The sequence below is a fragment of the Streptomyces sp. NPDC053750 genome (assembly GCF_044544295.1).
Taxonomy (GTDB): domain Bacteria; phylum Actinomycetota; class Actinomycetes; order Streptomycetales; family Streptomycetaceae; genus Streptomyces.
The window spans coordinates 20,792-44,476 of the sequence record NZ_JBITXB010000007.1 but is presented as its reverse complement, the minus strand read 5'-3'; the positions used below and the strand labels follow the sequence as shown (position 1 = coordinate 44,476).

Annotated in this window: 21 protein-coding genes and 1 pseudogene; 5 read left to right on the top strand and 17 right to left on the bottom strand. The window is 71.3% G+C overall.

All coding sequences use genetic code 11. The features are described from left to right. The first annotated feature begins 87 nt into the window (after positions 1 to 87). The gene (gene argS, locus ACIGO6_RS20855; protein WP_399878320.1) at positions 88 to 1,845 is read left to right on the top strand and encodes an arginine--tRNA ligase; all 1,758 of its coding nucleotides are present in this window, start codon (positions 88 to 90) and stop codon (positions 1,843 to 1,845) included. A 34-nt stretch (positions 1,846 to 1,879) separates the two neighbouring features. Here the strand turns inward: argS and ACIGO6_RS20850 are convergent, their stop codons facing one another. The 5 genes and pseudogenes from ACIGO6_RS20850 to ACIGO6_RS20830 form a co-directional block, all read right to left on the bottom strand. Then, on the bottom strand, positions 1,880 to 2,728 hold the full coding sequence (locus ACIGO6_RS20850) for an arylamine N-acetyltransferase (protein ID WP_399878317.1): 849 nt from the start codon (positions 2,726 to 2,728) through the stop codon (positions 1,880 to 1,882). Between the two features lie 194 nt (positions 2,729 to 2,922). Then, positions 2,923 to 3,257 (bottom strand): annotated as a pseudogene (locus tag ACIGO6_RS20845) (IS200/IS605 family accessory protein TnpB-related protein); the annotation flags it as partial. 195 nt (positions 3,258 to 3,452) lie between these two features. After that, positions 3,453 to 4,685, bottom strand: a complete 1,233-nt coding sequence (locus ACIGO6_RS20840) for a PLP-dependent aminotransferase family protein (RefSeq protein ID WP_399878315.1) — start codon at positions 4,683 to 4,685, stop codon at positions 3,453 to 3,455. Positions 4,686 to 4,788: 103 nt separating this feature from the next. Beyond that, the gene (locus tag ACIGO6_RS20835) at positions 4,789 to 5,691 is read right to left on the bottom strand and encodes an SAM-dependent methyltransferase (RefSeq protein WP_399878313.1); all 903 of its coding nucleotides are present in this window, start codon (positions 5,689 to 5,691) and stop codon (positions 4,789 to 4,791) included. Between the two features lie 102 nt (positions 5,692 to 5,793). Next, on the bottom strand, positions 5,794 to 7,149 hold the full coding sequence (locus tag ACIGO6_RS20830; protein WP_399878310.1) for a helix-turn-helix domain-containing protein: 1,356 nt from the start codon (positions 7,147 to 7,149) through the stop codon (positions 5,794 to 5,796). 210 nt (positions 7,150 to 7,359) lie between these two features. Between ACIGO6_RS20830 and ACIGO6_RS20825 the strand changes: the two genes are divergently transcribed. Next, the gene (locus ACIGO6_RS20825) at positions 7,360 to 8,091 is read left to right on the top strand and encodes a DUF4232 domain-containing protein (protein ID WP_399878308.1); all 732 of its coding nucleotides are present in this window, start codon (positions 7,360 to 7,362) and stop codon (positions 8,089 to 8,091) included. Positions 8,092 to 8,134: 43 nt separating this feature from the next. Here ACIGO6_RS20825 and hemB read toward each other — a convergent pair whose 3' ends face one another. Next, positions 8,135 to 9,127: a porphobilinogen synthase gene (hemB, locus tag ACIGO6_RS20820; protein ID WP_399878306.1), complete on the bottom strand. Its 993-nt coding sequence runs from the start codon at positions 9,125 to 9,127 to the stop codon at positions 8,135 to 8,137. 111 nt (positions 9,128 to 9,238) lie between these two features. Here hemB and ACIGO6_RS20815 point away from each other — a divergent pair, with 111 nt between their 5' ends. Further along, entirely contained in the window at positions 9,239 to 9,697 is a 459-nt protein-coding gene (locus tag ACIGO6_RS20815) for a MarR family winged helix-turn-helix transcriptional regulator (RefSeq protein WP_399878303.1), read from the top strand. On the opposite strand, the gene ACIGO6_RS20810 is transcribed toward ACIGO6_RS20815, so the two are convergent. The 9 genes from ACIGO6_RS20810 to lxmK all read right to left on the bottom strand — a co-directional run bounded on the left by ACIGO6_RS20810 (position 9,694) and on the right by lxmK (position 18,744). Continuing rightward, positions 9,694 to 10,563 carry a nitroreductase/quinone reductase family protein gene (locus ACIGO6_RS20810; protein ID WP_399878300.1) on the bottom strand — a complete coding sequence of 290 codons (870 nt, stop codon included), beginning with the start codon at positions 10,561 to 10,563 and terminating at the stop codon, positions 9,694 to 9,696. The genes ACIGO6_RS20815 and ACIGO6_RS20810 overlap by 4 nt on opposite strands. A 281-nt stretch (positions 10,564 to 10,844) precedes the next feature. Then, entirely contained in the window at positions 10,845 to 13,445 is a 2,601-nt protein-coding gene (locus tag ACIGO6_RS20805; protein ID WP_399878297.1) for an insulinase family protein, read from the bottom strand. Between the two features lie 21 nt (positions 13,446 to 13,466). Beyond that, on the bottom strand, positions 13,467 to 14,366 hold the full coding sequence (locus ACIGO6_RS20800; protein ID WP_399878295.1) for a hypothetical protein: 900 nt from the start codon (positions 14,364 to 14,366) through the stop codon (positions 13,467 to 13,469). Further along, entirely contained in the window at positions 14,363 to 14,959 is a 597-nt protein-coding gene (locus ACIGO6_RS20795) for a flavoprotein (protein WP_399878292.1), read from the bottom strand. The genes ACIGO6_RS20800 and ACIGO6_RS20795 overlap by 4 nt, the downstream gene beginning before the upstream one ends. Next, complete coding sequence (locus tag ACIGO6_RS20790) at positions 14,956 to 15,918, bottom strand: LLM class flavin-dependent oxidoreductase (protein ID WP_399878289.1); 963 nt, start codon at positions 15,916 to 15,918, stop codon at positions 14,956 to 14,958. The genes ACIGO6_RS20795 and ACIGO6_RS20790 overlap by 4 nt, the downstream gene beginning before the upstream one ends. Positions 15,919 to 16,111: 193 nt before the next feature. Further along, positions 16,112 to 16,306: a hypothetical protein gene (locus ACIGO6_RS20785; RefSeq protein WP_399878286.1), complete on the bottom strand. Its 195-nt coding sequence runs from the start codon at positions 16,304 to 16,306 to the stop codon at positions 16,112 to 16,114. 75 nt (positions 16,307 to 16,381) lie between these two features. Further along, on the bottom strand, positions 16,382 to 16,591 hold the full coding sequence (locus ACIGO6_RS20780; protein WP_399878283.1) for an LxmA leader domain family RiPP: 210 nt from the start codon (positions 16,589 to 16,591) through the stop codon (positions 16,382 to 16,384). Between the two features lie 93 nt (positions 16,592 to 16,684). After that, the gene (locus tag ACIGO6_RS20775; protein WP_399878280.1) at positions 16,685 to 17,650 is read right to left on the bottom strand and encodes a T3SS effector HopA1 family protein; all 966 of its coding nucleotides are present in this window, start codon (positions 17,648 to 17,650) and stop codon (positions 16,685 to 16,687) included. Next, positions 17,647 to 18,744, bottom strand: a complete 1,098-nt coding sequence (lxmK, locus tag ACIGO6_RS20770) for a class V lanthionine synthetase subunit LxmK (protein ID WP_399878277.1) — start codon at positions 18,742 to 18,744, stop codon at positions 17,647 to 17,649. The genes ACIGO6_RS20775 and lxmK overlap by 4 nt, the downstream gene beginning before the upstream one ends. 205 nt (positions 18,745 to 18,949) lie before the next feature. Between lxmK and ACIGO6_RS20765 the strand changes: the two genes are divergently transcribed. After that, positions 18,950 to 20,701 carry an ABC transporter ATP-binding protein gene (locus ACIGO6_RS20765; RefSeq protein WP_399878274.1) on the top strand — a complete coding sequence of 584 codons (1,752 nt, stop codon included), beginning with the start codon at positions 18,950 to 18,952 and terminating at the stop codon, positions 20,699 to 20,701. Continuing rightward, positions 20,698 to 22,605, top strand: a complete 1,908-nt coding sequence (locus ACIGO6_RS20760; RefSeq protein ID WP_399878272.1) for an ABC transporter ATP-binding protein — start codon at positions 20,698 to 20,700, stop codon at positions 22,603 to 22,605. The genes ACIGO6_RS20765 and ACIGO6_RS20760 overlap by 4 nt, the downstream gene beginning before the upstream one ends. 49 nt (positions 22,606 to 22,654) lie before the next feature. Here the strand turns inward: ACIGO6_RS20760 and ACIGO6_RS20755 are convergent, their stop codons facing one another. Together ACIGO6_RS20755 and ACIGO6_RS20750 are read right to left on the bottom strand one after the other, a co-directional pair. Continuing rightward, positions 22,655 to 22,987, bottom strand: coding sequence for a transcriptional regulator (locus ACIGO6_RS20755; protein WP_399878269.1), 333 nt, complete (start codon positions 22,985 to 22,987; stop codon positions 22,655 to 22,657). A 14-nt stretch (positions 22,988 to 23,001) separates the two neighbouring features. Continuing rightward, positions 23,002 to 23,466 carry a hypothetical protein gene (locus ACIGO6_RS20750; protein WP_399878266.1) on the bottom strand — a complete coding sequence of 155 codons (465 nt, stop codon included), beginning with the start codon at positions 23,464 to 23,466 and terminating at the stop codon, positions 23,002 to 23,004. Positions 23,467 to 23,685 lie beyond the last annotated feature (219 nt).

The following is a 23,685-nucleotide window of genomic DNA, read 5'->3' as shown; positions in this document are numbered from 1 at the left end:
CCGCATCCGCGAAAACCGCTTTTCACCGCGTGGGATACTCGGTTTCTGTACTACTTCCAGGAACCCGAGCAGAACGGCAGCCACTCCATGGCCTCGGTCACGTCCCTCACCGCCTCCGTCCAGCAGCAGCTCGCGTCCGCCCTCACGGCCACCCGGCCGGAGGCCGCCGGTGCCGACCCGCTGCTGCGACGCAGCGACCGGGCGGACTACCAGGCCAACGGCATCCTCGCCCTGGCCAAGAAGGCGAAGGCGAACCCGCGGGAGCTGGCGGCCGAGGTCGTCGCGCAGATCACGACCGGCGACCTGATCAAGGACGTCGAGGTCTCCGGGCCCGGGTTCCTGAACATCACCCTCAGCGACCGCGCGATCACGCAGAACCTCGCCGCGCGGCTCGCGGACGGCGAGCGCCTCGGCGTGCCGCTGAAGGAGGACGCGGGCATCACGGTCGTCGACTACGCCCAGCCGAACGTGGCGAAGGAGATGCACGTCGGCCACCTGCGGTCGGCGGTCATCGGCGACGCCCTGCGCGGCATGCTCGACTTCACCGGCGAGCAGACGATCGGCCGGCACCACATCGGCGACTGGGGCACCCAGTTCGGCATGCTCATCCAGTACCTGTTCGAGCACCCGGGCGAGCTGGCCCCGGCGGACGAGGTCGACGGCGAGCAGGCCATGTCGAACCTGAACCGGGTGTACAAGGCGTCGCGTGCGTTCTTCGACGCGGACGACGAGTTCAAGGAGCGGGCCCGTAAGCGGGTCGTCGCGCTCCAGTCCGGCGACAAGGAGACGCTCGAGCTGTGGCAGCAGTTCGTGGACGAGTCGAAGGTCTACTTCTACTCCGTCTTCGAGAAGCTCGACATGGAGATCCGCGACGAGGAGATCGTCGGCGAGTCCGCGTACAACGAGGGCATGCCCGAGACCGCCCGCCTCCTGGAGGAGATGGGCGTCGCGGTGCGCTCCGAGGGCGCGCTCGTGGTGTTCTTCGACGACATCCGCGGCAAGGACGACCAGCCGGTCCCTCTGATCGTGCAGAAGGCCGACGGCGGCTTCGGCTACGCGGCCTCCGACCTCACCGCGATCCGCAACCGGGTCACCGACCTGCACGCGACCACGCTGCTGTACGTCGTCGACGTGCGCCAGTCGCTCCACTTCAAGATGGTCTTCGAGACGGCCCGCCGGGCCGGCTGGCTGAACGGCGACGTCACCGCGCACAACATGGGCTACGGCACGGTGCTCGGCGCCGACGGCAAGCCCTTCAAGACGCGTGAGGGCGAGACCGTACGCCTCGAGGACCTGCTGGACGAGGCGGTGCAGCGGGCCGCCGAGGTCGTGCGGGAGAAGGCGCGGGACCTCACCGAGGACGAGATCCAGGAGCGGGCCGCGCAGGTCGGCATCGGGGCCGTGAAGTACGCGGACCTGTCGACGTCGCCGAACCGGGACTACAAGTTCGACCTGGACCAGATGGTCTCGCTCAACGGCGACACCAGCGTGTACCTCCAGTACGCCTACGCCCGGATCCAGTCCATCCTCCGCAAGGCCGGCGAGGTCCGCCCCGCCGCCCACCCGGAGCTGGAGCTGCACGAGGCGGAGCGCGCGCTGGGCCTGCACCTGGACGCGTTCGGGGACACGGTCTTCGAGGCGGCCGCGGAGTACGCCCCGCACAAGCTGGCCGCGTACCTGTACCAGCTGGCGTCGCTGTACACGTCGTTCTACGACAAGTGCCCGGTCCTGAAGGCCGAGACGCCGCAGCAGGTGGAGAACCGCCTCTTCCTGTGCGACCTCACGGCCCGCACCCTGCACCAGGGCATGGCCCTGCTGGGCGTCCGGACGCCCGAGCGGCTCTGAGTACGCCCCGGAGGTGAGGGCGGGCCCCCCGTCCTCACCGCAGCAGCGTCAGCCCCTCGGGGACGTCGATGCCGAAGTCCTCCGCCAGCATCCGGCGTGCCTCCGCCTCGTCCGCCGGCTTCCGCTCGGTGGCCGTGCCGTCGGCGCGGGTCGCGGTGAAGCGGTCGCCGTCGAGGGACAGGTGCGCGTCCGGGGTGAGGCACTGGACGTAGGGGCGACGGGAGAACGGTGAGCGGGGGTTCGTGGCGATGTGCCAGTTGATGACCTCGTAGTCGGGCTGCTCGAAGGGCTCCAGGGTGAAGGCGTACTGCGCCACCCAGCCGCCTCCCTCCTGCGCCTCGTGCGCCTCCAGCACCCACATCTCCAGCGGGCCGGGGTGCGGTGCGTGCACCAGCCGGTGGCGGCGTCCGGCGTCGTGGAACTCGGTGTCCGCCAGCAGCGGCACCGGTTCCAGCAGGGAGCCGATGGCGCCGAAGCCGACGTCGGCCAGATACGGCTGCGGATCGCCGGGCAGCTCGGCGAGCAGGGCCATGTGGGTGCGCGGCCGCTCCTCGAACCGCTCAGCACCGACGACGACCCGCGCGGCCAGCCGGGTCACCCGGACACCCAGCGCCTCCAGCGCCGCCGCGAACAGCGTGTTGTGCTCATAGCAGTAGGCGCCGCGCCGACGGCCGTGCACCAGCTTGGTCATCAGGTCGGCGAGGTCGAGGGAGGGCGCCGTCCCGCCGAGGGCGTCGAGGTTCTCGAACGGGATGGCCCTGAGGTGGGCGAGGTGCACACCCCGGAGCGTGTCCGCGTCCGGCCGGCGCTCCCCCTCCCAGCCGATCCGGTCGAGGTACGCGTCGAGGTCGAAGGGCGTCGTCGTCCGTGCGCTGTCAGCCATGGCGTCACCGTATGTGCGCCCGCACCGGCCGGCACTCGGCCATTGGGCCTAGGACCTGGACGGCAAGCTGCTCATCGCGCCCTTCGCGGGTGGCCCTGTCGACGGGGCGGGTAACCGAAGTAGCCGTGCGCCGAGGGCCGTCCGTCGAGAATGAGGCCGAGGAGCAGAATCGCGAAGGCGATTCCGAACCGTTTCTATTCAGTGTGCAGGAGTGAGTCCTGGACCCATTCCTGCGTACTGCGGACATCCCGAGCGGTGTTGGGTGTCCTGGTCGCCCGCGTTCGCGCCGTGTCCGGGGGCACGGATCGTGTCCGGGGATACGGGGGCGGGGTCCCTCACGCCCGGGGCTGTCCGGTCCGGTCTGGGCGGTCCGATGCCTGCATCCATCGCGCTGGTGGGTGCGGGGCGGTGCCGTCCGACGCCGGATGGGATGGCCCTGGGCGCGTCGCCCGATCGCGATGGTCGCCGCATCATGCCGGGTCGTCTTACGGGTGGGGGTGGTGAGGGGTTTCTGCCAGTGCTGGGCGCCCCGGCCTGCGGGCGACGGGCGGCTGGACGCAGGAGAAGCTGGAGGGCCTGGCCGTCGCCGGGAACGGCCGGGTCCACGCCGTCACCGACAACGACGGCCTGGACGACGCCACCGGCGAGACCGTCTTCCTCGACCTCGGCCGGAGCCGCCAGGTCTTCGGCCGCTGATCCCCTCCCCCGCGGTGGGCGGCGTCGCCTACGCCTCCGGCGTCGCCTCCCGCAGGGCCGCCCCCAGCCTCCGCAGCCCCTCCGCGATCTGCTCCGGCGTCTGCGTCACGAAGCACAGCCGCAGCGTGGCCCGGTCGGGCTCACCGGCGTGGAAGGGGGCGCCGGGGACGTACGCCACGTCGTGCCGGACCACCTCGGGGAGCAGGGCCGTGGTGTCGTACCGCTCCGGCAGGCGCGCCCACAGGAACATGCCGCCCTCGGGGCGGGTCCAGGCCGACCCTGCCGGGAGGGCGTCCGCCAGGCCCGCGAGCATGGCGTCCCGGCGTGTGCCGTAGGCGGCGGCGACGCGTGCGACGTGGGCGTCCAGGTCCCGGTCGGCCAGGTACCGGGCGGCGGCGAGCTGGTTGACGGTCGGGGTGTGCAGGTCGGCGGCCTGCTTGGCGACCGCGCAGGCCCGGCGCAGTGCGGCGGGCGCCCGCAGCCAGCCGAGGCGCAGGCCGGGGGCCATGACCTTGGAGAAGGAGCCCAGCAGCACGGTCCGGTCGCGGGCGCCGTCGTAGGAGGCGATCCACGGCACCCGCTCGCCCTCGAAGCGCAGCTCCCCGTACGGGTCGTCCTCGACGATCCACAGCCCGCACCGTCCGGCGACCTCGGCCACGGCGGCGCGGCGGGCGGCGGACATGGTGCGTCCGGTGGGGTTCTGGAAGGTGGGGACGGTGTAGAGCAGCTTGGGGCGCTCGCGCAGCACCAGCTCCTCCAGTGCCACCGGGTCCATCCCGTCCTCGTCCCCGGGCACGGCGACGACCCGGGCCCCGGCGAAGCCGAAGGCCTGGAGGGCGGCCAGGTAGCAGGGGCTTTCGACGAGGACGGTGTCGCCGGGTTCGAGCAGCGCGGTGGCGAGCAGGGACAGGGCCTGCTGCGAGCCGGTGGTGACGAGGAGGTCGTCGGGGTCGGTGGCCAGTCCGCGCGCCGTGGTGCGGGCTGCGAGCGCGGCCCGCAGGGCGGGTTCGCCCTCGGTGGTGGAGTACTGGAGTGCCCGCGCGGGCGCCTCGGCGAAAACGGCCCTGTACGCGGCGGCGATGCCCTCCGCGTCGAACAGCTCCGGGGCCGGCAGCCCGCCCGCGAAGTTGATCACCTCGGGGCGGGCGGTAACGGCGAGGATCTCCCGTACGGCCGAACCGCCGGTCGACCGGGCCCGCGCGGCGAGCGGGGGCAGGGGGGCGGGGGCGGTGGCGGGGGACGCGGTCTCAGTCACGGTCATGCCCGCACCCTAAAGAGGTACGTGCCGCCTACAAGAAACTTTCCGCGATCCGGACGCCCCTGCACCTGCCGCCGAGCTGCCGAGCTGCCGAGCTGCCGAGCCGTCAGCCCTTGGCCGCCAGCCCCCCGTACACGTTGATGTCGGCGTCCGTGACGTCGTTGATGTCCTTGTAGCGGACCTTCTCGATGTCGTCGAGGTCGGCCAGGTAGGACGTCTCCGGCTGCTCCGGCACCGGGGCGGCGTGGTCCGGGCGCCAGTGGTGGACCGGCACGACACCCGGGTCGGCGAGCTCCAGCCCGTTCTCCGTGAAGAAGCGCTCGACGTCCTTGCGGGAGCGCAGCACGAACGTGAAACCCCGCTCGGTGTACGTCCGTTGCACCGCGCGGATGTTCTCCGGGTTGAGGTCGTCGGTGAGGTGGCTGAGCACGAGCCGGCTGCCGGCGGGCAGCGCCTCGACCAGCTCGCGGACGATCGGATAGGCCTCCTCGTCCTCGACGAAGTGCAGGATGGCGACCAGGCACAGGGCGATCGGCCGGTCGAAGTCAAGGGTCTGAACGGCCTGTTCGAGGATCTGTGCCGGGCTCTTCAGATCGGCGTCGATGTAGTCCGTACGCCCCTCGGGGCCGCTGGTGAGCAGGGCGCGGGCGTGGGCGAGGACGACCGGGTCGTTGTCGACGTAGACCACCCGCGACTCGGGGGCGATGCGCTGGGCGATCTGGTGCACGTTCTCCGCGGTCGGCAGCCCGGTGCCGATGTCGAGGAACTGCCGGATGCCGTCCTCGCGCGCCAGCGTCGTCACCGCGCGCCGCAGGAAGTCCCGGTTGTGCCGTACGTCGAGGTAGCCGCGCGGGTTGGCGGCGAGCCCGGCGGCGGCCGCGTCGAGGTCGGCGGGGTAGTGGTCCTTGCCGCCGAGGAAGACGTCGTAGACGCGGGCCGGGTGCGCCTTGCTGCTGTCGATCCTCCTTCTCAGCTCCGCGGGGTCCTGGCTGAGGGCGTCACCGGGCATGGGCGTCTCCTGACGAACGAACCGTTGTCTGGTTAACAACCTATCTCCCGGCCGCATTTGACGGTGCCCGGCCTCACAGCCGGCTCACCGCCCCGCCCGGGCTCAGTCGCCCGGGAAGTACTCCCAGACGCCCTCGCCGCCCAGCATCTGCCCGTAGTAGGCGCTGCCCTTGGAGGCGCTGGTGCGGAACGGCTTGCCGTGGTCGTCGATCCGCATGATGCCCTGTCGGCCGCCGCTGGACCACTCCAGTTCCAGGTACCAGGTGACGTCGTGGTCGCTGGTGTGCGCATTGACGTAGAAGAGCTCGGGGTCGGACTCGGTGACCGTGTACGGGAAGGCCTTCTGCCCGGCGATCGGCATCGCCAGGGGGTTGCCCAGGTCCAGGGAGACGTCGAAGGACTTGGTGCTCGCGTCGCCGCCGCAGCCGATGCCCATGGCGTACTCGTTCCAGTCCAGCGGCTCTTTGCTGTCCACCACACGGACGTGCAGGTTCTCCAGGACCACGGTCTCCGGACCGGTGCCCTGCACGGTGAACACGGTCATCTGCCGGTCGGCGGCGACCGCGCCCAAGGCGGTGACCCAGCCGACCACGTCCGGCTGGGTGGGCGGGTTCAGCACGTTCTGCGGGCTGCGGTCCACCAGGAAGGACTGCTCGCAGGGGACGTCCCAGAAGTACGGGGTTGTCGACACGGTGAGCGCGGGGCCGCTGTTCCCCGGGGCTCGGCCGCTCGGCGTGGCCGTGCTCCGGCGCGTCGCGGACGGGGAGGGGACGGAGGACGCGGACGCGGACGGGGAGGCGGACGACGGGGACGGAGAGGCACTCGCGCTGGGCGACGCCGACCGGGTGCCGCTCCCGGTCACCGACACGGAGGTTCCGGCGGCGGCTCCGGCCGGATCGTGCTTCTCCCCTCCGTCGCCCGTGCCGGGCAGGAGGCTGACGGCGAGAGCCACGGCGGCGACGCCGGTGGCGGCGTAGAGGGCGGCGCGCGGTACCCGGCGACGCCGTTCGACGGGGGCGGAGGGTGCGGACGGTGCGTCAGGCGCGGGCAGTACGTCAGGCGCGGGCGGTGCGTCTTTCTCCGCGACGGAGACGCCGGGCACCTCCGGCACCTCGGCGGCCTCGGGCACGACGGCTTCCGCCGTGTCCCCCTTCGCCGTCCCGCCCTTTTCCGTCTCCGCCGTCTCCTGAGACTCCCGCGTCTCCTCCGGCCTCTTCACGCCGCGCAGAGCGTCGGCACGGATCCAGTGGCGGTGGAGTTCGAGCAGCTCCTCGGGGGTCGCCCGGCACGCCCGGGCGAGGCGTTCGACGGGCGCGAACTCGACGGGTACGACCTCCCCGCTGACGTACCGGTGGAGTGTGGACGCACTCATGTGCAATCGCTTGCCCAGTGTCCCGTAGCTGAGTCCGGACCGCTCCTTCAGCTCCCGCAGCAGCCCCGCGAAGTCGTCCCCCGCCACCGTTTCTCCCTCTTCCCGTATCCCCGTACAGCATCCCAGTGGGACACCGTTCCCGCAGGTCAGAGCCGTTCCCCGCGTCCCAGTATCCCGCATGTCCCGGCGCCCCTGGCGACTGGGACGGCTCCGGTCCCAAGCTGTGGTCATCCAAGCAGCCGCCCCCGGCGAACCGTCGAGCGGCTCACCTCAACTCCACCCGAAGGGGCATACCTCATGTCCGTACGCACCACCCGCACCCGCCTGTTCGCCGCCACCACGGTCGTACTGGCCGCGCTCGCTCTGACGGCCTGCGAGGGCGACGACGGAACGGACACGGGCGCCGCGGCCCCCTCCGCCCCGGCTTCCTCCGCCCCGGCCGGCGACCAGGCCAAGCCGTCCACCGGCGGGAGCGGCTCGGACGACAACAAGGGAACCGACGGCGCGAACGGCTCCAACGGCTCCACCGGCTCGGACAAGTCGGGTGGCGGCTCGTCGGGCTCCGGCTCGTCGGGCTCCGGCTCGAACGCCGGATCGAGCACCGGCGACCAGGACGACTCGGAGATGCCGGGGAAGTGCTCCGCGTCCGACGTGAAGATCACCGCGACGAAGGTGTCCCGCCCGATCAACCACCTGCTGCTGACCGCCACCGGCACCGGTTCGAAGACGTGCATGCTGCCGCCGTACCCGGTGGCGCGCTTCGGCGAGGCCCAGTCCGTGCCGCCGGTCGTCGAGGCGTCCCAGCCGCATTCGGTGGCCGGAGTCGGTCCCGGTGAGACCGCCTACGCCGGGGTGCTGCTGACGGCGGCCGACGGCAGCGGCGGGGAGGCCATCAGCGTGAACACCCTCAGGATCCCCTTCGACGACGACTCCATCGCCAACGTCGCCCTGCCCTCCGGCGTGGTCGTCGACAACAAGCTGTCGGTGACCTACTGGCAGACCAGCATCGACAACGCCCTCGAGCACTGAAGGGGTCCACGCACCCCCTGCACGAGGGGCCGGCCGAGAATGCTCAGCGCAGCGTGCGAGCGACCTCGGTGGCCCAGTAGGTCAGGATGTTGCGCGCGCCGGCCCGCTTGATGCCGGTGAGGGCCTCCAGGATGGCCCGGTCGCGGTCGATCCAGCCCTTCTCGGCGGCGGCCTCGATCATCGAGTACTCGCCGGAGATCTGGTAGGCGGCGACGGGCACGTCCACGGCCTCGGCGACCTTGGCGAGGATGTCGAGGTAGGGCCCGGCCGGCTTGACCATCACCATGTCGGCGCCCTCCTCCAGGTCGAGGGCCAACTCCCGCATGGCGTCGCGCACATTGGCGGCGTCCTGCTGGTAGGTCTTGCGGTCGCCCTTGAGCGAGGACCCGACGGCCTCGCGGAAGGGCCCGTAGAAGGCGGACGCGTACTTGACGGTGTAGGCGAGGATCGCGACGTCCTCCCGCCCGATCTGATCGAGGGCGTCACGAATGACCCCGATCTGCCCGTCCATCATCCCGCTGGGCCCCACCACATGGGCACCCGCGTCGGCCTGCACCTGCGCCATCTCGGCGTACCGCTCGAGGGTGGCGTCGTTGTCGACCCGCCCCTCGGCGTCGAGCACACCGCAGTGGCCGTGATCGGTGAACTCGTCGAGGCACAGGTCGGACATGACGAGCAGCTCGTCCCCGACCTCGGCCCGCACGTCCCGCAGCGCGACCTGCAGAATGCCGTCCGGATCGGTGCCGGCCGTCCCGGCGGCGTCCTTCTTCTCCTCCTCCGGCACCCCGAAGAGCATGATCCCGGAGATTCCGGCCTCGACCGCCTCCGCGGCGGCCTTCTTCAGCGTGTCCCGGGTGTGCTGCACGACCCCGGGCATCGCCGCGATCGGCACCGGCTCGCTCACGCCCTCGCGCACGAAGGCGGGGAGGATGAAGTCGGCGGGGTGCAGCCGGGTCTCGGCGACCATCCGACGCATGACAGGGGTGCTCCGCAGCCGCCGGGGCCGGGTGCCGGGAAAGGAACCGTACGTCGACATACCACCTACGCTACGCCCGCCCCACCCGTGCCTTTGCCGACGAAGAGTCGGCCCGGGACACGGCTTGACCGGCTTGACCTCAACCAAACTTCAGCTTCTACGGTCGAGGCCATGGAGTACTCACACACGGACACCGAACTGATCCAGCAGCCCATCGGCTACTGGAGCTGGGCCGCCTTCAAGGCCGTCGTCACCCGCACCCGTGCCGCCCTGGCCGAGCTCGGCACGACCCAGCCCCAGTGGTGGACCCTCGCCCAGATCGCCCGCGCGGACACCCCGAAGACCCGCGGCGAGATCTCCCGACTCCTGCGGAACTACCTCGACACGGGCCCGGAGGCGATGGAGGCGGAGATCGACGCGACCCTCACCCGGGGCTGGACCACCCAGACCCCCGACGGCCACCTGACCCTCACTCCCGAGGGCCGCGCCTTCTACGAGAAGGCGGCAGCCCTCCAGACCGACCTGTGGACGGAACGCCACGCCGGCATCTCCGACGAGGAGTACCTGACCACCCTGAAGGTGCTCCAGCGCTTCATCCACAACACGGGCGGCAAGGCCTGGCACCACTAGGGCCCGGCAGGAGGCCCTACCGGCGGCCACGGCACGTCGGCCAGCAACGGAAGCAGGGCCTCCTCCTCGTGGTCCAGGTGCGCGTTGAGCTGGGCGGACATCTCCTCCAGTTCCGTCCGGAAGCGCGACGGATCGGCGATCGCGATACCGCCCAGCAGGGTCGCCAACTCGCCCTGGATGCGGGCGACCGTGCGGTGCTCGTCGGCGAGCCGCTCGAAGACGTCGGCGAGGTGGGGGTGGTGCCGGGCGATCCCGGGGAACAGGTGCCCGTCCTCGCTCACGTGATGGAACTCCAGCGCCTGACAGAACGCGAGGCACCGCTGCCGGATCTGCAACCCGAGACCCGGCGACGCACCGGCCCCCCGGTCCGCGAAGTGTGCGTCGGTCTCGGCCCGCACCTGCCGCAACTGCCCCCGCAGCCAGGTGTGGACCTCCAGGAGCTTGTCGGCGAGCGTCCGGACTTCTCCCGGCCCGTCCCACCCCTCGGGCTCGGCCCGCTCCAGCACCACGACCGGCAGGACCCGCCGGGTCCGTTCCTGGTAGTCGCCGTACCCGGGCACGGCCCGCACGACGTACGCGAACAACTCCTCGCGCCGCGCTCCCTCGGCAGGAACGGCCAGCGCCTCGAAGCTCGAGGTGCCGACCTCCACTTGTACGACGGGATGCGCGAGCAGGTTGTGATACCAGCCCGGTTGCCGCGGGCCGCCGAGGTTGGACGCGACGACCAGCAGGGACTCCCCGTGGCGGACGTAGCCGAGCGGGGTGGTCCGCGGGAGTCCCGTCCTGGCGCCGGTGGTGGTCAACAGGAGCAGGTTTCCGTCTTCTTCGGCGACGGACTGCTGAGAAGACTGAAAAGACGTGGGCATACGGTTCTGTGCCTCCATGACGGCAGGCCGCGGCAGACGGCACGGTGCCGGAAAGGGATGAAGGAAGAAGAAGCAAGAAGAAGGACGACGACGTGCGGATGCGCTACGTCGTGTCAGGGTGCGGAGTATGAACCCATCACGTACCCCTTGGTGAAGGGCGCTCGCCCGATCGCCGGCCGGCCCACTGCTCTTTGACCGGCGCCACGCGGCACCGCCCTCATTACACGCACCCACCCACCGGGCTGTCAACGCCTCGCGGCCCGGCCCACCGGGCGTCCCCCTCAGTCGAAGCGGTGTACGGGCGCACTCACGGCCGGCCGGTACAGACGCACGATCGCGTCGGACACCTGGGCCGGGGACACGGCCCGCAGCCGGTCGGGGAAGCCGGCGATCGTCGACGCCCGCCAACCCGAGGGGCCGAAGCGCGCCAAGGAGTCGGCGAGGACCGAGGGGGAGTCGAACACGGCCAGCATCTGTGCGGCGCAGAACTGGGCCGCACGCCGGACGTCCGACGCGTCCGGCCCCTCGTCGAGCCGGTTCGTCACCGTCCGCAGCGCTGCCGGAAGCACGCCGGGCTCCGTGCCGGGCGCGTACACGCGGACCCAGGCTCGTGGCAGCCCGAGGAAGACATCGCGCCCGACACGGATGTCGTGGGTCACCGGCACGTCCCCATGGAGCGCCCCCAACGCCTTGGGCAGATGCGTACGAAGGTGCAGACCCAGCACGGCCGCCGCCAGGTAGCGTGCGGCCTCGTCCTCTCCTGCCTCGGGTTCGGGCGCGCACAGGAGTGCCCGGGTGGCGGCGGGCCCGTACTCGGATCCGCCGTGCCGCTCCCGGCGGACCAGGGCCGCGGCCTCCCACCCGGTGCCGTGCCGGTGATCCGCGGCAGGAACGGAACGGGCCTCGCCGGTGCGGCGCAGGGTGTCCAGCACCTCAGCGGGAGGTGTCGGGCCGACGACCGTCAGGCAGCCCGCGCCGGCCGTGAGCGGGATACCGGCCGGTGCCTCGGGAGGTCGTCGTCCGGCGAGCCGTCGTGTCGCCGTCGCGCACAGCAACGCGTCCATAGCGGCATCCGGTGTACCGCTGGACGTAGTCGCGTCCGGCGCCGTCGTCCCTGACGGGAGGGTCACCGCACCGAGCGCCGTGGTCAGCCCGGCCAGTGCGTGGAGCAGCGGGGCGAGGTCCGCCGTGGAGACGTAACCGGTGGCCTCGATCCACAGCCCGTCCGGGGTACGCCGGACCACGAGAGCCCGGTGCGCTTCGGCAGCCGGCGGCCATGCGGAGCGCACGAGCGTGTCGACCGCTGCCGGTGCGAGGAGCCCGGCCGGTCCGAGCGGCACCCGCAGCCGGATCTCAACGAGGGGGGCGCGGTGGTCCTCGACCACCGACACGAGCAGGCCCGTGCCGAGGACCTCGCTCGCGGCGGACGGGAGCACCGGTCCGCGCAGCGCACCCGGCGTCGGGAGGGGCACCGGACGCCGCGACGCCGGGGCAGGGGTTCGAGCGCCCGCCCGCACGTGTCCCAGGGGCTCTCCCCCGGCCTTCCGGACCTCCCCGGGCCTGTGGACCTCCCCGGCCGTTCGGCCGACCGGACGCGACCGCACCGGTCCCGGTTCGACGACCAGCACACCGCGCGGCGCCTTCCGGAGGCCTTCCGCCGCCTCGGCCACCTGCGAGGGCGTCACGGCCCCGAGCCGTGCGGGTATCTCGTCGACCAACTCCGCCCTGCCGAACAGCTGCTCCAGGCGGCCCAGGGAGCGGCAGCGCGTCGTCTGGTCGCCGTGGACCCGCGCGTGTTCGGAGGCGAGACGCAGACGCGTCCGTGCCACGGCGGGCTCCAGGGTGTCGAGGCCGGCCGGGAGGGCGTCCGAGACCGCGTCGACGAACCGTTCCGGTGACACCCCGTCCGGCAGCACACCCGTCGTGATGAGGGCATCGGGGCTCAGTGCGTCCAGCGGGCCGAAGAACCCGCAGCCGCTGCTCACTCGCAGGGCGCGCCCCGGAGCGGCGTACGCTCCGCGGTCCGCGACGACGCGCGCCATGACCATCGTGGCCAGGTAGCGGCCCAGGTCGGCATCGGGTCCGGGGAGCCGGTGTCCGAGGGCGACGACCGCGGCGGGCAGGTGAGGCTGTGTGCAGCGCAGCCACCGGTCCTCGCCGTCCGTGCACTCGGCCAGGTCCGGCCGCGGCGGGAGGGGACGGGCGGCCACGTCGCCGAAATGACGCGTCACGAGAGCGAACGCCGTGTCGGGCTCGAAGCCGCCGACGAGGGTGAGTACGGCGTTGCCGGGTGCGTAGTGCTGATGGAAGAACGTCGCGCAGTCCGCCTGCGTGACACCTCGCAGGCGGGAGATGTCACCGAAACCGTCGTGCGCGTTGGCGTGGAGGCCGAAGAGTGCCTGCGGGAGCAGCGGCCAGGGAACGTCTCCCAGGGGCCGGTCGAGAACGCGCTCCTTGATCTCCCGCTCCACACCCGCCAGTTGCTCGGCCAGCACGGCCTCGGTGAGCAGGGGGGCACGCATGCGGTCGGCCTCGGCGAACAGCGCGGGTTCCAGCGCCGCCGACGGCACCGTCTGGTAGTAGTCCGTGTAGTCCTGGTGCGTCGTTCCGTTCGCCTCGCCCCCCAGTGGGTGGATGTGGTTGTAGAACCGTCCCGGTGGCAGGTTCTCACTACCGCGGAACATCAGGTGCTCGAAGAGATGGGCCAGGCCTTCCTGCCCGGGTCGCTCCGAGCGGAAGCCCACGCCGTAGGTGACGCAGACCGAGACCCGGGGCGCGCCCGCGACGGGGTCCATCAGCACCCGTAGGCCGTTGGCGAGTCCGGCGCGCAGCGGGCCGGGCTTCGTCGCCGTTCCGGGCGCCTGTCTCCACGTGGTCGTCACTGTTTGCGTCACCGCGTTCCGTCACAGGGTGATGAGGTGCGAAAGAAAGCTCGCGTACCGGCGTATTTCGAGAGGGTTCAGCGCCACGTAGGCGCTGTAGTCGTGCAGGTGCAGTGCTATCCGGACCGCCGCCGCCCGGTTCCAGTGGGCGCCGAGGTCCCGTCCGTAGCCCTCGAACAGTGCGTCCAGCGCGGCCTGCCACTGGGCGTGGTCGTCACCGTGGTGCCAGGCCAGTTCGACGAGCTCGCCGACCAACCAGCCGAGGTCGGCGTACCAGGGTGCGAGGCAGAGGTTCTCGCCCGTCAGCAGGTGCACCTCATCGTCCGGCCCGGTGTGAATGACCGAGCCGAGCGTGGGTGCTCCGTGGGAGACGACCATCGACCGGGTGTCGGCCAGTGCTCCGGCGAGCCACCGCTGCGCCAGACGCCAGTTGTCCGCGCCCAGCTCGGCACGCAGCAGCTCTGCCGCGGTCGCGGACCGGCCGTTCGTGGTCCGGCCAGACCACCAGGACGTCAGTCTGTGCATGCCCGCCGAGCCGACGGGCAGCCCGCTGTCGGCGGCGTGGTGTTCCGGCAGCGCGTGGAACCGGCCGAGCAGAGCTCCGACGGCGTACAGGGTCTCGCCGAGTCCACGGCCCGGGCCCTCCCGTAATGCCCGTTCGGCCACTGAGGCTTCGCCGCCCACGCGGTAGACACGCGTCCGGTTCTCCTCCCGCCCCAGGACGCAGCATCCCGGCCCATCCTGCGACAGGGCCCCGATCGCTGCTGCCAGACCTGCGGGAACGGGCGTGAAGGGGGTGCGCGCGGACGGCCCGGGAGCCCGGCGCCACAGGTAACCTCCCGTGCCGTCGGCGTACACCTCGGTGGACAGCAGGCCGGTGCCGTAGCGGCGTACGCGCTCGGTCGGGCCGCCTTCGGTCATCGCAGCCGCTCGATGGCTCGCAGCGCGTCCGGCAGCAGGGCCGGCGACCACGCCTCCTGGCGGCCCGTCGTCCTGCTGACGCCCTGGAGGGGAGTGAGGACCTCTGTGTTGGGGCGGGCCGCGAGGGCAGTGACATGAGCGACGCAGGCGGGACTCTGCCACCCCCCCGGGGGCAGAGCGGGTGCCACGACCACAGGAGCGGTTGTGCACTGCGCCGCCAACAGCGCGGGGGAGTCTGCCAGGCCGAGGGCCAGCCGGGCCAGGAAATGGAAGGAGGCTGGGTACACCAGGACGGCCTGGGCCCACTCCCCCCATTCGACGTGCCGGGCGTGGGTGTCCTCCTCCGGCCAGGTGTCCGTGTGGACTTCACAGCCTTCCGACCCGGTGGACAGCGCGGACCGGGTGACGAACCGTCCGGCACTGCGGGTGAGGACGACGTTGGTCTGCAGGCCGGGATAGCTCATGCCCAGCCAGTTGAGCCAGAACGGCATGTGCGCGGCCGACACCGAGCCGGTGACCACCAGCAACAGCCGCTCGACGCCGAGGGCGGGAGCGCCGCCTTCCCCCGGCGGCCCGGACAGCGGAGTGGTCATCGCGCCGCCTCCCGGACGATCTCGTCGAGTTCGGCGAGGGTGGGCTGCAGTCCGTGCAGTTGGTGGACGCCGGACAGGTTCACCACGACCTCGTCCACGCCTGCGGCCCAGAAGTCACGGATCCGGTCGGCCAGTTCCGTGACCGTTCCGTACAGGAAGGCGCCGCCCGCAACCAGCGCCTTGGCTCCGTCCTCGACGTTCCCTGGGTCGGTGTCGACTCCGGCCCGCTTGAGCATGTCCTGGTAATGGGGCAGGCGCAGATGCCCGATGTTGCTGGCGAGCGCGATCCTGGCCGGGTCGCGGTCCGGTCCGCTCACCGCCATGGGAACGATGGCGGTCACCCGGGGCATCGCCCGGCCTTCGGCCTCAGCGCCTTCACGCAGCGCGGGCAGGACGTGGCTGCGCAGGTAGTCCGCGGGCGTCAGCCAGGTGATCGCCACGTCCGCGAGGGCTCCGGCGACCCGTGCCATGCCGGGACGCAGCACACCGAGGCCCACTTCGACGGGGGGCGTCGGCAGGGTGCTCAGCATCGTCCGCACCGAAAAGTACTCGCCCTGCTGCTCGACCAGGTCCCCGTCGAGCAGTTTGCGCACCACTCGCACGTACTCCCGAACGGCGGTGAGCTGGCTGGCGTACGGAGCGCCGAGCAGGCCCTCCTGGAACGACTTGGCCGCGGGGCCGAGGCCGGCGACCACCGGGTGCCCGGTCGCCGCCGCCAGGGAGCGGGCCTGCATGGCCGCGTCGTAGGGATGCCGCAGCGGCATCAGGGTGACTCCGGTTCCGGCCGGTACCCGGAATCCGGCGCCCGCGGCGAAGGAGAACGACTGGTGCGGGTCCACCAGCGTCGCCTGTCCCTGCCACAGGCGGTGCGCGGGGCTCCACTGGACGTAGGCGGCGAACGGCACGATCTGCTCCGGCCGGTGCGGAACGAAGGGAACAAGGACGGACACTGTGGTCACGGGTGCACTCCGGGTAGTCTGGCACTGCGACACGATCCGTCGCGTGGGCCCTCAGGTCCGCGCCGGTCATGCGGTCGTGCAGGAGCCGCCGCAGCGGGTGCCGCTTCTCTCGGCACCCGCTGCGGCTTTTTCGTATGCCGCAGCTTCGTACGATCGGACGTACGTCAGCTGTTGCGGTCGGCGGTCCGGACGGTCAGCAGCCGTCGTTGATGGTGGCCGACACGACCGTGGCGCTGGCGAAGCTGGCCGCGGCACTCTCGATGGCGCTGATGATGCACGCCGGCGTGGTGGCCGGCGCGTCGGACAGCGCGTCGACGGTCATGCCCTCGACGCTGACGTAAGCGCCGTAGCCGGCGACCAGGTCCATGGCGACCTTGTGCTGGGACATGGCTGGCTCACACTCCCTTTTCTCTTGAGCCCGGTTGACCGGGTAGATGACTGGCCGTTCAGTGACAGGCGGAGGTCAGCAGCCCTCGGCGATGGTGCCGCTGACGGCGCTGACGGCGGCCGACGCCGAGGCGGCGCAGCCGGCCGAGCTCTCGAGGCTGACCACGGTGACGCAGACCCACGTGGTCGCGGGGGCGTCGGAGACGGCGGAAGCGGTGAGCTCCGCGGTGTCCGCGTAGGCGCCGTAGCCGGCGACCAGGTCCATGGCGATGGCGTGGTTGTTCATGGTTCCCCTTTGTTGATGTAAGTGCTTCTTGGTGGCAACAAGCCGGTTTGGGGTGAAAACAGGAAGTGCGTGCACTCACTCCCTGCAAGCGCCTCAACTCGGCGGGACGGAGTTGTCCGCTGGGTCGGTCGCCGAAATGCCGGCTTCCGCGAAGTGGCGCGCGACGATCTCCGCCAGGTCACCGGAGGTCTTGCGGTGCTCGATCAGGGCCCCGGCGAGCGCGCCCGCCCGGTGCTGCCCGAAACTGAGTCCGCGCATGCCGGGCCGCCGGTCCGCGGGCTCCCAGGCTGCCGCGATCCCGGGCACGAGTTGCTTGGCGAACAGCGAGACGGTGTCCCCGAGCGCGGGCTGGCCACGCAGGGCCCGGGCCAAGTCGTGAGCCAGATCCCAGGACCCCTGCCGGAGATAGACGACCAGTGCGTCGCGCCGGGGGTACAGCGACCGGGCCGAGAGCACCTTCGCCCGGTAGTCCGCCTGCCGTTCCTCCAGGAAGCGGAGCGCGTTCGTCCAGACGCCGACGGCCGCCTCCGCACCTGTCAGGTGCACGTACACGCGGAGGAGGCCACCCGGCTCCGGCGCAGCCGGCCGCGCTCCGTCCACCAGGAAGAATCCCGGAGACAGGGCGGGCCGCGCGGCGGCGGCGGTCACGGTGACCCTCTGACCCGCAGCGAGCGGCCCGTCGTCCTCTATGTCCTCCGACGGCGTCCACACACGGACACCCTCGCGTTCCAGCAGGACATGGCCGTCACCGTCCGCCGGCACGGCAATGACCGTCGCCGACCGGGGCGTCGTCCGGTGCGGGACCGCCGCGGCCAGCTGCTCCTCGAAGCGCGGATCACGCAGGTGGAAGGGGACCGCGCCCGGCTCCTTCTCCACCATTCCGGCGTGCAGTTCCTCGTACAGGGCCATCGACAGCAGGCGCCGCAGTTCGCGGGGGTGTTCGGCGGTGAGCTCCCGGTCCCCCACGCGCGCGGCCATGAGGTCCTCGCTCACCCATGTCTGCCGCATCGCCTCCGTCAGGCGATCAGGCAGGAGGGCGGTCCGTGTCGCGGCGGTCATGCCGTCACCTTCGTTTCCATTCCCAGGGCCGGGGCGAACCTGGCGGGGTGGAGCAGGGCATTGCGTCCCACACCTGCCGCGGCCCGTTCGATGCCGGACAGCCGGGCGCTCCTGGCCGCACTGGCGATGAGCCGGTCGAGGGCGTGCCAGCCCGCGAACGCCGTGGCCCGTTCCCACAGTCCCGGGTCGGTGTGCGGGCGGACCTCCCGGTAGCCCCGGCAGAAGTTCTCGATACGCGGCCGGAGCCGTTCCAGCTTCTCGGCGCCGCGGGACACGATGAGGTCATGACTCAGTTCGAATTCGACGAGACCTTCGTCGCCCCGATGAGTCACAATATCCAGCACCGACCTGTAGAGCCATTCTCCGGCAAAACTTCCGATATCTCGCGCCGCATCGGCAAGTCGGAATTCTTCCCAGTCGGCGATGAATACGCCGTCGCCCCGTATCAAGAATTGATCGACCCTCAGGTCGCAATGGGACGGGACTTTAACAGATTCCTGCTCCGCTTTGAGCAGGGCGTCGATCCCGTCGGCCAGTTCACCGTCGCGCTGCATGAGGGAAAGAGCCGACAGCTGACCGAAGCTGGACTGCTCGAACATGCTCTGCGAGACTCCGCGGAGCATTTCCCGGGAGGGCAACGGCGGCACTTCCCGGTGGAGCTCCATCCCGGAGTGGTGCGACGCGTGGAGCCGGCCGACCGCCCGTCCCACGGTGTGCGCCAGGACGTCGTCAAAGGTTTCGTCGACCATGAGCTCCGCCCCGCTGCGGGCATCGTCCACCGCTTCGAAGACGACGAGTCGCGCCCGTTCGTCATGGCCGAGCAACCGCGGATACCGCAGCTCGCCAGCGGAGATCCGGTCGGCGAACCCCTGGAAGTCCAGGAGCCGACGCAGCCGCGCTCCGGTGTCACCGACGCCGCCGCGCAGGCGCTTGACGAACACCCGCTCGCCGTTCGTCGTCGTGCCGAGCCAGGCCTCGTTGCGCCCCGGGCGCGAGGTGACCGAGTCCCGGTCGAACCCCTCCAGGCCCAGACGGCCGAGGAGCTCGTCCACCTCAGGGAACGCGCCCAGATCCTGCGCGGCGATAGAGCTCATGTGTACATCCCCCGAATACCCCCGTCTGTTCCGGCCCGATGACGATCATGCACGGGCTCGCTGCCGGAAGCCAGGGAATCGCCTGACATTCCACTGCCAGGAGCATGGCATTCGGTCGCCAAGGAACTGACAGTCGACCGCCAAGGCGAACGATCCGGGTCGCGTACAGTCACGCCCGTCCCATCATCACGCCGAGGAAGACGCCATGCTGCGCCATATTCTCCACAGACAGCTGCGGCAGCACCGCGGCCGCCTTTCATTTCTCGTCCTGCTGCAATGCACACAGACGGCAGCGGCCCTTTATCTCCCAGACATCAACGCGGCGATCATCGATGACGGACTGCTCGCCGGCGACACCGGGGAAATATGGCGGCTGGGCGGGGTGATGAGCGCGGTCACGCTGCTCCAGGCCCTGTGCTCGCTCGGTGCCCTGTACCTGGGTGCCCGACTGGCGACGGACGTGGGACGCGCGCTGCGGGAGGAGGTCTTCGCGCACGTGCTCACGGTCTCCGCACAGGAGTCGGGCAGGTTCGGCGTGGCCTCGCTGATCACTCGGACCACCAACGACGTGCAGCAGGTCCAGGCGCTCGTCGCCATGGGGACGACCATGCTGGTGCCGGCGCCCCTCATGTGTGTCGGCGGTGTGGTGATGGCGCTCGACCAGGATGTGCCGCTGTCGTCGCTGCTGCTGGTCAGCGTTCCCGCGCTCGGGGTGGTGGCGGTGCTGATCACCCACCGTATGCGCGGTGTCTTCCGGGGGATGCAGGACCGGGTCGACGAGGTCAACCGTGTGGTGCGGGAACAGATCGCGGGTGTCCGTACCGTACGGGCCTTCGCGCGAGACGCCGACGAACGGCGCCGGTTCGGCCGGGCGAGCGCGGACCTGCGCGACGTGTCCCTGCACGCCGGGCGACTGGCGGCACTCATGCTTCCCGCCGTGATGCTGATCGCGAACCTGTCCTCCGTGGCCGTCGTCTGGTTCGGCGGCCACCGGATCGACGACGGCAACCTGCGGATCGGCGCGCTCACGGCGTTCCTGGGCTATCTGGCCCAGATCCTGGGCTCGGTCATGATGGCCACGCTCATCTTCATGCTCGTGCCGCGGGCCGAGGTGAGCGCCGAGCGGATACAGGAGGTGCTCGCCACGCGGCCCGCGGCCCGGCCGGGTGGCGGCACAGGCGGGCGCGGCGACCGGATGTCGGACGGGAGGAAGCTGCTGGAGATCCGCGGCGCCCAGTACCGGTACCCAGGCGCCCTGGAACCCGTGCTCAGGGACCTGGACCTGCGGGTCGGCGCGGGGGAGGTCACCGCGGTGGTGGGCTCGACAGGCAGCGGCAAGTCCACGCTCCTCGGGCTCGTGGCCCGGCTGTACGGCGCCACGGCGGGCACGGTCGAGGTGGACGGCATGGACGTACGGGACTTGGCACCCCGTTCCCTGGCCCGTCTGATCGGCTACGTCCCCCAGCAGCCGTATCTCTTCTCGGGCACGATCGCCTCCAACCTCCGCTACGGCAACCCCGAGGCGAGCGACGCGGAGCTGTGGCACGCCCTTGACGTCACCCAGGCCAGGGACTTCGTCACGGAGCTGGAACTGGGGCTGGACGCCCCCGTCGCACCGGGCGGGGCCAACCTCTCCGGTGGTCAGCGCCAGCGCCTGGCCATCGCCCGTGCCCTGGTGCCCCGCCCGAGGATCTTCCTCCTCGACGACACCTTTGCCTCCCTGGACTACAGCACTGCCGCCAGGCTGCGCGGCGCCCTGGCCGAGGAGACCGCGGACGCCGCCGTCGTCATCACCACCCAGCAGGTCTCGGCGGCCCGGCACGCCGACCGGGTCGTACTTCTCGACGAAGGAGCCGTCGTGGGCAGCGGAACCCATCCGGAGCTGATGCGCTCCTGCGAGGCCTACCGGCAGCTGGCCCTGTCCCAGTCCCAGTCCGAGAAGGAGGCCGTCGCGTGAGCGTGCGCACACCCCGGTTGCAGGAGACCGCAACGGCTCTCGGGAGCGCCGCGCGCCGGCTGTGGGGGGTCCTGCGGCCGCAGCGGACGCTCGTCCTGGCGTCGTCGGTCCTCGCCGCCGCGGCGGTGGCACTGTCCGTGCTCGGCCCCTGGCTGCTGGGCCGGGCCACCGACCTGGTGGTCGCCGGCATCATCGGCCGCCAGTTGCCCGAAGGCGTCAGCAAATCCGAGGCGGTCGTGGCACTGCGGGCCCAGGGGCAGGACTCCCTGGCGGACATGGTGTCCGCGCTGGACGTCGTCCCCGGCCACGGCACCGACTTCCAGGCGGTCGGTACGGTCCTGCTGTGGACCACCGCGGCCTACGCGGCCCTCGCGGCAGTCGGCTGGCTCCAGGCCCGCCTGGTCACCGCCCTCGTGCAGCGCTCCGTCTTCGCGCTGCGCGAGCGGATCGCCGACAAGCTGACCCGGCTGCCGATGGCGTATTTCGACCGGCAGCCGCGCGGCGAAGTGCTCAGCCGGACCACGAACGACATCGACAACGTCCAGCAGAGCGCGCAGCAGGTGCTGAGCCAGTTGCTGACATCCGTGCTCACGGTGACGGGGGTACTGGCGATGATGTTCTGGATCTCGTGGATCCTCGCGCTCGTGGCCCTGACCGTCGTTCCCGTCTTCGCGCTCATCGTGGTGTACGCGGGGCGCAGGGCGCAGCCGCAGTTCGCCGCCCAGTGGCAGAGCACCGGTCGGCTCAGCGCCCACGTCGAGGAGACATACACCGGACATGACCTGGTGAAGGTCTACGCCCAGGAGGAACGGGCGCTGCTTCGCTTCCGTGAGGAGAACGCCGCACTGAGCACGGCGGCGTTCGAGGCCCAGGTCGCCTCCGGGGTGATCCAGCCGGCCACCGTCTTCGCCTCCAACGTCAACTACGTCCTCGTGGCCGTCGTCGGCTGTCTGCGAGTGGCGTCCGGCTCGCTCACGCTGGGCGACGTCCAGGCGTTCGTTCAGTACGCACGGCAGTTCAGCCAGCCACTGACCCAGATGGCCACACTGACGACCCTTGTGCAGTCCGGCGCGGCCTCCGCGCAGCGGATCCTGGAGTTCCTGGAGGAAGAAGAGGAGTCGCCCGACGCCACGCCGCCCGGACCCGTCCCGGACGTCCGCGGCGGCATCGCCTTCGAAGACGTGTCCTTCCGCTACGACGAGTCCGCCCCGCTCATGGACAACGTCTCCTTCTCCGTGGCACCGGGGCAGACCGTCGCCGTGGTGGGGCCTTCCGGGGCGGGCAAGACGACGCTGCTCAACCTGCTCATGCGCTTCTACGAGCCGGCCGGGGGCCGCGTCGTGCTGGACGGTACCGACATCTCCGTCCTGCCCCGCGGAGAACTGCGCTCGCGGACGGGTCTGGTGGCCCAGGACCCCTGGCTCTTCGACGGCAGCATCGCCGACAACATCGCCTACGGTGTGCCGGGGGCCTCGCGGGAAGCGGTCGTGCGCGCGGCGAAGGCCGTCCGGGTGGACCACTTCGTCCGCACGCTGCCGGACGGATACGACACCGTGGTCGGCGAGAGCGGACTGGGTCTGAGCTCCGGGGAGAGGCAACTCGTCACCATCGCCCGGGCCTTCCTCGCCGATCCGGCCGTCCTGGTCCTGGATGAGGCCACCAGCTCGGTGGACACACGCACCGAACTGCTGGTGCGGCAGGCACTGGCACGGCTGCGCTCCGGCCGTACGTCCGTGATCGTCGCCCACCGGCTCTCGACGGTGCGCGACGCCGACCTCATCCTGGTCCTGGACGGGGGCCGCGTCGTCGAACAGGGCACGCACGAAGGGCTGCTGGCCCACGGCGGCGCCTACGCCCGACTGCACGCGGCGCAGTTCGACGACTCCGTGGCCGGCCGGCACTGAGCCGCCGCCCGCTTCGAGCGGACGGCGGCGGTTCGCGAAGGGGCCAGGACTACGTCTCGGCCGTGGGGGCCTCGTCGGCCCCCGCGCCCAGCGCCGCGGCCTGGGCAGCCAGACCGCGCAGCGCCTCGAGGTGCGCGAGGAGGGCCCTGCGGCCCTCCGGGCTCAGCCGCAGCCAGGTGCGCGGGCGCTTGCCCACGTATCCCTTGCGCACCTCGATGTACTGAGCGGCCTCCAGAGCGGCGACCACCTTGCTCAGCACCGAGTCCGAGATCTGGCACCCCTCCCGTACGGCACGGAACTCGGCCTCGGCACATCCGGACAGGAAAGCCATGACCGCCAGCCGGGTGGGGTGGTGAATGCGCTCGTCCAGTGCGGGTTGCACCTTTTCCTCGCCCTTCACGGCCGCTGGTCTCCCGCGCGTTCCCGGGTCAGCAGCCACCAGTTGGCCAGGCCCCCGCCGACGCCGCCGGCGATGAAGAGACCCGCCAGACCGAGGAACGCTCCCGCGCCCACGGCCACCACCAGCACGACGGCGTACGTCAGCATCACCGGCCGGCGGCCGGTGTGACGCGGAAAGGCCTGGATGATGCCGGGCTTCTGCTCGAAGCGCTGGGCGAGCACCACCTGGACGGCCACGAGCAGGGCACCCGCGAGGAGCAGCCCGACGGACAGCGCCAAGGGGCCGTCCACCACCCACCGCAGGCCGATCAGGACGAGTCCGACGGCCACCAGCCCGCCGTTGACGGCCGGGTACCAGGCAGGCAGGGCGGCACCCGGCCGGGCGGCCGCGTCCCGCGCGGCCTCTGCGGCACGCAGCGCGGCAGCGGCGTCGACGGCGCCGTGAGCGGGGGTGTCGTGCATCGGGTCCTCCAGACCATCGGGATCGGCATCTGATTGCAATACTCGCATTTACTTTCCGCACTGGCAAGTGCTACTTTCACGGAAAGAACAGGCCGTGACGGCAGGGCGCATCCCGCCCCCTCGGGCCGTACGCGCCGTGCGGGGCGTCGGGGCGTCCGAGGCGTCTCCCGACGCTCGGACCGTGACACGACACCCGGGCCATGGCGCGCGGCCACGACG